This is a genomic window from Cetobacterium somerae ATCC BAA-474 (genome assembly GCF_000479045.1).
Taxonomy (GTDB): Bacteria; Fusobacteriota; Fusobacteriia; order Fusobacteriales; family Fusobacteriaceae; genus Cetobacterium_A; species Cetobacterium_A somerae.
Genome location: NZ_KI518066.1, coordinates 1 through 8,925, shown reverse-complemented (window position 1 = coordinate 8,925; position 8,925 = coordinate 1). Strand labels below are relative to the sequence as shown.

The window sequence follows — 8,925 nt, the reverse complement described above, 5'->3', positions numbered from 1 at the left end:
CATAATCAGTTATTATAAAATAAAATAGACAAAACATTAAAAAATAAATAAATTTCATGTATTTTTTCCCCTAAATTATACAAAAACTTATAATTTAAAATCAATTCTTCTCTCTTTTAAAAGACAATTATACGAATACTTTTTTAAAAAGTAAAATACTAGATTAACTTTTAATATATTTATTAGCCATATCTTAGTTTTTACAATTTTTAAGAATAATTTCAAAAAATTATAGAAAAAATTTAGGCAAAAAAATACTGAAAACTTTGAGATAAGACAAAAAAAATAGTATAATAATGCGAAAGCTCAAAGTTGTGAATACCACAAAATACCGCAGGTGTTGTGCGGGTGAATAGTTATTTGAGTCAACGTATTAAGAAAAACCAGTTTTAGGAAATATTACACCATATTTAAGAGACTGATAAGCAGCTTTAGCAAGATCTTGAAGTTTAAACCGATGGGAAAAGAAGAAATCTCTACAAAATCCAGTAGGTAAAGAAAAAACAGCATGAATATGTTGAACATCAAAGAGTTGTTCTTTAAGATTAAGTGCCCAATTTTCAGCATAGATTTTACCACAAGAAGAGCAAAATCTAGATTTACAAGAAAAACCAACAATATGCATATGCGAGCATTGATTGCATTTAAAAGCAGTATATCCTCGCGAAATATCGCCACAATCTAAAAATTTGGAAACATTATTCCAGATAGAAGAGTGAAGGTTTTTAGGGAATTTATGTTTAATATTATTCCAAGTTTGATGGAAATGATTTTCAAAGATATATTTTAAAGGTTTAGTATTTTTATTCATGATGATATTATACAACGTTATGAAGAGAAAAGAAAAGCAGCTCACGTTATTTTGTGAGCTGCTATTTTTTACTTGTTATTAATAAAAATTCTAGATATTATTAAACCTAGAACACAAGAAATTATAATTGGATAAAAAATATAAATATATGAACCAAAAGTTTCTTTAAAATATCCACTTATAAATCCTTGAGTAACAGCTCCAATACCATATGCAGTAAAGAGTAATCCATAATTTGCAGTGTAATAATTTTTTCCAAAAATATTAACTGTTGATGCAGGAGCGATAGCAAGCCATCCACCTAAATTTAACCAAATTATTGAAAAAGCTAAAGAAAAAGCTATAATATTAGATTTAAAAACTAATGAAACTATTCCGGCAAAAATTATTGATAAATATGATAATGTAATTGCATTTTTTGATCCTAATTTATCTGTTATTGCTCCAAATAAAGGTCTTCCAACTCCATTAAATAATGCAAAGAAAGATGTGAAAAATGCAGCTTTTAAAGGTGTTATACCGATAACTTCTTGTGCATAAGAGCTTGAAATACCAATAATCATAAGTCCGCAGAAGGTTCCAATCATATAACATATCCATAAAGCGTAAAATTTTGATGTTTTTAACATTTCTTTAGGCTTAAATTCATCTATATTACTAGCTGTATTACTGATATATTGATTTTTATCTTTATTAGGAAATTTTAAAAATAAAGATAAAAATGTTAAAATTATAGAAAATAAAATTCCTAAAATTTTAAAAGTTGAAAGAACTCCAAATTTAATTATTAATTCTCCTGCTATAGGAGCTGTTAAAAAAGGTGAAAGTCCAAAACCTAGTAGTGTTAAACCAACAGCAAATCCTTTTTTTTCAGAAAACCATTCTGTTACAACAGCGATGGGAATACCATAAACAATTCCAACACCAATTCCACCTAAAAAACCATAAGTTAAAATAATAAATTCAATACTTTTTGCAAAACCAGCTAAAATCCAAGCTAGTCCAATTAAAACAGATCCTAATATAGACAAAAATTTAGGATTTATTTTTTTATAAATAACCCTGTGATAGGCATACTAAATGCATAGAAAAATAAAAAAACTGTGTAAGGCATTCCTGACATCATTGATGAGACGTGTTTTCCAGTAATTTCTTCTAAAACTTCAACCAGAGGTCCTTGAAAAACTCCCCAAGAATAAATAGTACCCATACATAAAAACATAACTAAACCAGTAATAATATAAAATTCTCTTTTCTTCATAAACCTCCTAATATTTTTGAACTGTGATTCAATGTAGGATACTACATTTTTCAAAAAAATAAAAGTTTTTTTTATATTTTTGATAGTTGATATGCTAATCTATATTTTATAGAAGTAAAATTTAAAGAAAACTCTATTTAGAATGTATTTATTCCCATTCTATAGTTTTAATTAATTCTTCAGTTACTTCATCAATATAAAGATTATCTAAGATAACTTCGGCCCACGAATATTTTTTTATCATCTTCTTTAGTAGGACAATAGACAGAGCTCTCACCATATCAACTTCACTCCACATAGAGTTACTTAAAAACCTAAAATCGTTCTCTTTAGCTTTTTTTATTCTCTCTAACTTATCGTTACACTCATCACAGATAAAGATACATCTTTTTACCTCTGGCTCCTCTTTAACTGGAGGAACTTCAAAAACACTTAAGCTTACACCTATAGCTTCACAAAGCTCACATTTTAACTCTCCTTTATTTTAATTCTATAGATTGATGGTAAATAACTCAAAAAAAATATCTATGAACACTTGTAAATTACTTCTAATAATTTTTAAGTGTTATAATCAATAATTTGTGTATTAAATCTAATATGTATAAATTTATATATAAATACAAGACTGAAAATTTTAGGTGGTTATTTATTATATCTACTTTTTATAAATTTCTATAAATCTCGTATTCTCCTAATAATACGAGATTTGTTTTATTGATTTTACTAGGAATAATCAATATATTAAAATTTCACCTTTTAAAAGCGATATTAAAATTATATAAATGCGAGAAATATATATAATAAAAAAATACCACCCAAAATAAGAATGGGAATGGTATTTTTCTAAAATAAATATTTAATTTCATTATTTTTTATTATAGGTCGTCTTAGTTATTCTCAGAAATTATCTCTTCAACCTCTTTATTTTCTAGTATATTTTCTATTAAATCACTATTCTCCTCTATCGTTATTCCAAAAATCCCATAAAATATCGAAATAACAGGACAAATTAGATTAAATAGACAAAATGGTGCATAAATATATGTTGGAACTTCAAAAGTACTTGCCACAAAAGCTCCACATACAGTCCATGGAACCAAAGGTGATGTTATTGTTCCTCCATCTTCTAGAGCTCTTGATAAATTCTTTGGAGCCAAATTTAGTTCCTCATAATTTTTTCTAAACATTCTACCAGTTATTACAATTGACATGTATTGTCCACCCGCACATAAATTAGTTAGAATTGGAGTAATCACAGAAGCTACTACAATTTTATTCTTAGTATTAGCTACTTTAGATATTGTTGTTGCTAATTTATCTAGCATTCCAGATTTTTCCATTATTCCTGCAAAGGCTAAAGCTGAAATAATCAAAGATATTGTCATTAGCATTGAAGACATTCCACCACGAGTTAATAAACTATCTATAGCTTTAACTCCAGTTTCACTTTTATATCCAAATTGTAAAACTCTCATAATATCAATTAAAGCTTTTTTTTGAATTACCATTGCTGCAACTCCACCTAATAAAGCACCAGAAAATAATCCAGGTAAAGCTGGAACTTTTTTCATAACTAATCCTATTGTTAAAATTGGAATTAAAATTAGCCAAGGAGTTATTGTAAAAGTTTGATTTAAAGTCGTTAACATTAAATCTACTCCAATATTATCAATTACTGCATTAGAATATTTATTTCCTAAAATAATAAAACCTATAAGAGCTAAAATATATGCTGGTACAGTTGTGTAAAGCATATGTTTTATGTGATCAAATAATTTTGCTCCAGCCATAAGCGGAGCTAAGTTTGTTGTATCTGATAGTGGGGACATCTTATCACCAAAATATGCTCCTGATAATACAGCTCCTACTATAACTTCTCGAGGAATTCCTAGCCCCTCCCCCATTCCAATTAAAGCGATTCCTATTGTTGACATTGTTGTCCAAGAGCTACCTGTTGAAATTGATATTAATGATGAACTAATTAAAGCTACTGGTAAAAATATATCTGGTGTTATCATTTTAAGACCATAGTATATCATCGTAGGTACAGCTCCTGATAATATCCATGTTCCTATGGACATTCCTATAACTAACAGTATCATTATTGGAATTATAACCATTTTTAAAGTATCTGAAATTCCACCCTCTAAATTTTTCCAATTACATTTTAATAAAACTTTTGCTACTAAAGCCGCAAACATTGCTGAAGCAAAAACTGGAAAATGAACTGGTAATTTAGCTATTATAACTGCATAAGATATTATTATAAGAAGAAAAGCTATCGGTAATAAAGCTATATATAAAGGTATATCTTTTTTACTATTCATAGACCCTCCTTACTCTTTTATTAACTTGACATTATTCCCAAAATATTCCACCATGGATAAGCTATTCCTAATAAAATAACTAATCCTAAAAACATACGAACTATAAGAATCTTTACTAAAGTACTTAAAGATACATATCCTGAAGTATAAACTAATAATAATCCTGCAAATTCATATGGTAATAGATACTGATCTAAAGAAACTTGAAAAATATATGTCATTACATAAGGATTTATATTATTTTCAAGTCCTAGTTGAATTAAAGGTATTGTGAAAGAAGACATAGCTGCTAATGGTGTAAGTAAAAAGTTTAATAAAATACCAGAAATATATGATACTGTTATTATAGAAAAGTTTGATCCTTTGAAAAATGGTTGTAGAAAATCTTTTATTATATTTATCGCCTGAGTCTCTGATGCAACGCTTCCGATGCTCATGGCCCCTACAATAAACAGAAGTGATAATAAATTTACTTTTTTTAAACTCTCATTATTTAATAATCCTAGTTTAGGTATAAAAAATAATGAAGAAAGAACTACTAAAATCCAAGCTGAGTTGATTTTATGAATACTTTCTGTAGACATAAATAGAAGTGCAACTCCCATAACTATAAAAGCTTTTTTCTCTTTATCTTTTATTTTACCTAAATCTAAATATTTTTTTTCTAACAACATCCTTTTTTCTGAAGTTAAAGGTTTAGTGTTCTTTGCAAATAAAACCAATACTCCTAAAGAGCCAAAAGTATAAAAAAATATATATGGTAAATTATGAATTAAATATTGCATCCAAGTTAAAGTTTGACCAGTAACTTGTTGAGCATAATTTAATCCAATTATAATTCCTGAATCTCCTGTTGCAAATCCAAGTCTTAAAGTTGAGATAACGAAAAATCCAGCCATTGTTAGCAGTGTTGCTTCTAAACTTTTAGGTTTGTAACCTAAAGTTTCAATCAGACCCATTGTTATGATATTAAAAATTACTATTTTAGCAATAACCGATGGAATAAATGGAGTTATAATTATTCCTGCTAAGGTTATCCCTAAAAGGATAGTTGCAAATGTTTTTCCAAATTTTGCAATACTCCAAATAGCTATTCTTCTAGCCACACCAGTTTCATTAAGCATTGTTGACATTAACATAGCTGCTAAAACCAGCCAAGGAATTGTTGAAGTCCAAGGTTTAAAAGCCGTATTCGGTGAGGCCACTTTAAAAACAACGTATAAAGTTGGAAGTAACAAACCTGTTATAGCGTCTGGAATTAATGAAAAACACCAAAGCAAAACAGCGAATATAGTAATCACAAAAAACATTGATGTTTTATAATCTAAACTATAACTTTGAGCTGTAACCCAAATCATAATTAATGCTGTAAATGTTCCAATCCATTTATAAAAATCGCTATTTATTGTATAGAAAGAGCCTTTTAAGGCTCTTTCACTCTCCATCTCTCTCATTTTCTTTAATCCTCCTATAGATTTCTCTCTATAAACTCTTCAACTTCATCAATTGGATTAAATCCTGAAAGTCTGTCAACAATCTCATTATCTTTTACTAATAATAAAACTGGAATTGACTTTAAACTATGCTTACTCATAAACTCTTTATTTTTATCAGCGTCTAAATGGAATGCGACCATATTAGCTTCCTCTTTATAAATTGGAACTAACTCTTCTAATATAGGTTGAAGAGCCATACAGTTTTTACATCTTTCTGCTCCAACAAATATCATTCCTATATTTTCAACTTTAGAAATTTCATCGTTAAGATTTTTTTCATCTAAATGTGCGAATAACGTAGAGTTTATTTTAAATAATTTAGGTTTTTCTTCTGTTTCGTCTCCAGCAGCTACACATGCATTTAAAGCATTTGATTTTTCCCATGGTGAAACTCCATCAACAGCAACTCTTGTTGCTCCACCTAAAGGTTTTGATCCAGGAACTCTAAATGTAGAAACATCTACCTTTTTAATTGGAGTTTCCTCTGGTTTTTCCAGTTGAGGTACCCACTCGTAAGGAACTCTATAAGCTCTAAAAATCATATTCATATTCATAATCTCTTTATCCCAATATGGATTTATATATTCCCATACAATTTCATAGCTTGGAGTTACTTCAATCAATCTTCCATTTGATCCCTCAGTTATTAAAGTATTTCCATTTGCTAATCTTTGAGCTCCACTTATAAACGGACTATAAAATCTTGAAGCATCTAATGGCATTACAAATCCAGCTTCTTTTGGTGTATATTGCCATACAATTTCTAATGTAACTGGATCTATTTCTAATATTCTAGAGTAATCTCTTCTTGCATTTTTCTCTCCATATTTAGATTCAGGATTTGGGGCACCATATCCTGCCCATCCACCGTTATCAAATACAAGAACATTTCCTTCTCCAGGTAATCCTCTTGGAATCATATGTGCATGGTGTTGTCCAATGATACATCCTAAATGCTTGAACTCTGGAGTATTATAATATGGACCAATTTTCCATACAACCTCTCCAGTTTCTTTACTTATTATAGCGATAATATTTGTTTCTCTTCCATCCCAAATTATATTATCTGGATGGAATCTTTCATCACCAGCATCGTACCACTTGTTAGGACCTAAAGCTGACATTGAGTTTATATGCATCCAGTCTCCAACTTTTTCTGGCTCAACACTTCTTAAATTTGGATTTCTAAATAAAACATTTTTAGCTTCTTCTGAAAATCCAAACTCATCAAAATGTTCATTACAAACCCATTCCCAAATTATTTTTCCATCCTCATCAACTTCATAAATAACATCATCTAATAATAATTTATCTGATATTTTTAAATTTCTCACTGTTTTATGTCCAAGTATTAAAGTTTTTCCACCATGTACCTTTGGTTCCATACCAGGTGCATAGTATCCAACTGGATTTCCCTCTCTTTGATAATCATGATGTTGTCTTGCCATCCATCTTGGCTCCGTCCCTTCATCTTCGATATATTCATATCTATCAAATCTCCAAACTTCATTTCCATCCCAGTCTAGTTGTACAACATCCTCATAATCTTGCATTCCAAACTTTGAACTTCTCTCTCTTTTACTACCTAAAACATATCCTCCTGGAAACATCTTTGCAGGAAAACCTTTTAAATTTTCCCAAAGTCTAATCTCTCCTCCATTCATATCTATTAGCATTACCCCTTGTCCTTTTAAAGGAAAAAGTGTATACCCACTCCATGCTTTTTCTGGATTATAAATCGTTGCTCCTGTTGGATAAATCGTTGGATGACCCATTTTGTAACCTCCCTATTTTTATGTGTTTTTATTTTATTTGTTGATTATTAGTTCTGGACTCTCTATATTTTCTTTATCAAAGAATTTTGCTAAATATCTATTTTTTCTAATATCAATATAGATAAAATCTTCTATGTTATTCTCTCTTAACTCTTTTTCTTTTTCAGAGAGATATTTTAATCCATCACTATCTAATGAATTCCAAAAACCAATAGCTACATTTTTATCCTTGATTCTATTTGCATAAACATTCATCTCTTCTAAATATTTTTCTGCTGCTACTGCCGCTACAGCTCCATCTGCTGCTGCTGTTATAACCTGCTTTAAATATTTTTCTCTTACATCTCCAGCTACAAAAACACCAGAAATTGATGAATTTAATAGAGTATCGCACTCAATGTGGCCTCTCTTATCAAGTTTTAAATCTGTTTCTTCTAAAAATTCAGTATTCGGAATCATTCCAACAAAGAAAAATACACCTTTGCAAGGGATATCTGTTATTTCACTTGTTTTTAAATTCTTAACTTTTACTCTCTCTACAGACTCATCTCCTATAATCTCATCTAAAGTTGAATTCCAAATAAACTCTATTTTAGGATTTTTAAAAGCTTCCTCTGCACTTAATCTATTACAATCTAATACTCCTTCATCATGAAGAACTATAACTTTTACTTTTGAAGCATATTTGGATATAAACATTCCCTCTTCAATAGCTTGATCTCCACTTCCAACAACAACAACCTCTTGATTTGAGAAAAATTCAGCATCACAAGTAGCACAATAGGCCACACCTCTACCTTTAAAATCTATTTCCCCAGGAATTCCTAAAACTCTAGGTCTTGTTCCTGTTGCAAAAATTACACTTCTAGCTTTATATTCTTTTCTTCTACTTTTTAAAATTTTTATCTCACCATTTAATTCAACTGTTCTTATACTATCTCTTACAATTGTAGCACCTAATTTTTCTGCGTGTTTAGACATAACTTCACCTAGTTTTTCTCCAGATGTTTTTGGTATCCCAGGATAGTTGACTATCTCAGTAGTTTTTGCAGCCATTCCACCTATAGATCCTTTTTCTAAAATTAGAGTTTCCATTTTTGCCCTAGCTCCATAAACCCCTGCTGCTAATCCTGCTGGTCCTGCTCCAACGATTATTAAGTCGTAGATTTTTTCCATGCTCTCCTCCGATATTTAAATATAATGATACTTTTCAAATAAAAATATAAATATATAGTATAAAAAATATTTATACTAT

The 8,925-nt window shown here is 29.3% G+C and carries 8 protein-coding genes; all 8 read right to left on the bottom strand.

All coding sequences use genetic code 11. The features are described from left to right. Nucleotides 1-373: 373 nt before the first annotated feature. The 8 genes from HMPREF0202_RS01025 to trxB all read right to left on the bottom strand — a co-directional run bounded on the left by HMPREF0202_RS01025 (nucleotide 374) and on the right by trxB (nucleotide 8,846). Nucleotides 374-811, bottom strand: coding sequence for a transposase zinc-binding domain-containing protein (locus tag HMPREF0202_RS01025; protein ID WP_023051605.1), 438 nt, complete (start codon nucleotides 809-811; stop codon nucleotides 374-376). Between the two features lie 68 nt (nucleotides 812-879). Then, on the bottom strand, nucleotides 880-1,842 hold the full coding sequence (locus HMPREF0202_RS01020) for an MFS transporter (RefSeq protein ID WP_023051604.1): 963 nt from the start codon (nucleotides 1,840-1,842) through the stop codon (nucleotides 880-882). An 11-nt stretch (nucleotides 1,843-1,853) separates the two neighbouring features. After that, nucleotides 1,854-2,072: a hypothetical protein gene (locus HMPREF0202_RS15395; RefSeq protein ID WP_023051603.1), complete on the bottom strand. Its 219-nt coding sequence runs from the start codon at nucleotides 2,070-2,072 to the stop codon at nucleotides 1,854-1,856. A 148-nt stretch (nucleotides 2,073-2,220) separates the two neighbouring features. After that, nucleotides 2,221-2,370: a hypothetical protein gene (locus tag HMPREF0202_RS15390; RefSeq protein WP_023051602.1), complete on the bottom strand. Its 150-nt coding sequence runs from the start codon at nucleotides 2,368-2,370 to the stop codon at nucleotides 2,221-2,223. 589 nt (nucleotides 2,371-2,959) lie between these two features. Further along, the gene (gene nhaC, locus HMPREF0202_RS01015) at nucleotides 2,960-4,399 is read right to left on the bottom strand and encodes a Na+/H+ antiporter NhaC (protein WP_023051601.1); all 1,440 of its coding nucleotides are present in this window, start codon (nucleotides 4,397-4,399) and stop codon (nucleotides 2,960-2,962) included. Between the two features lie 20 nt (nucleotides 4,400-4,419). Next, on the bottom strand, nucleotides 4,420-5,853 hold the full coding sequence (locus tag HMPREF0202_RS01010; RefSeq protein WP_023051600.1) for an SLC13 family permease: 1,434 nt from the start codon (nucleotides 5,851-5,853) through the stop codon (nucleotides 4,420-4,422). A 14-nt stretch (nucleotides 5,854-5,867) separates the two neighbouring features. Continuing rightward, nucleotides 5,868-7,670, bottom strand: a complete 1,803-nt coding sequence (locus tag HMPREF0202_RS01005; protein ID WP_023051599.1) for a DUF6568 family protein — start codon at nucleotides 7,668-7,670, stop codon at nucleotides 5,868-5,870. 33 nt (nucleotides 7,671-7,703) lie between these two features. Further along, a complete protein-coding gene (gene trxB, locus HMPREF0202_RS01000) occupies nucleotides 7,704-8,846 on the bottom strand; it encodes a thioredoxin-disulfide reductase (RefSeq protein ID WP_023051598.1) in 1,143 nt (380 codons plus the stop codon). Nucleotides 8,847-8,925: the final 79 nt, after the last annotated feature.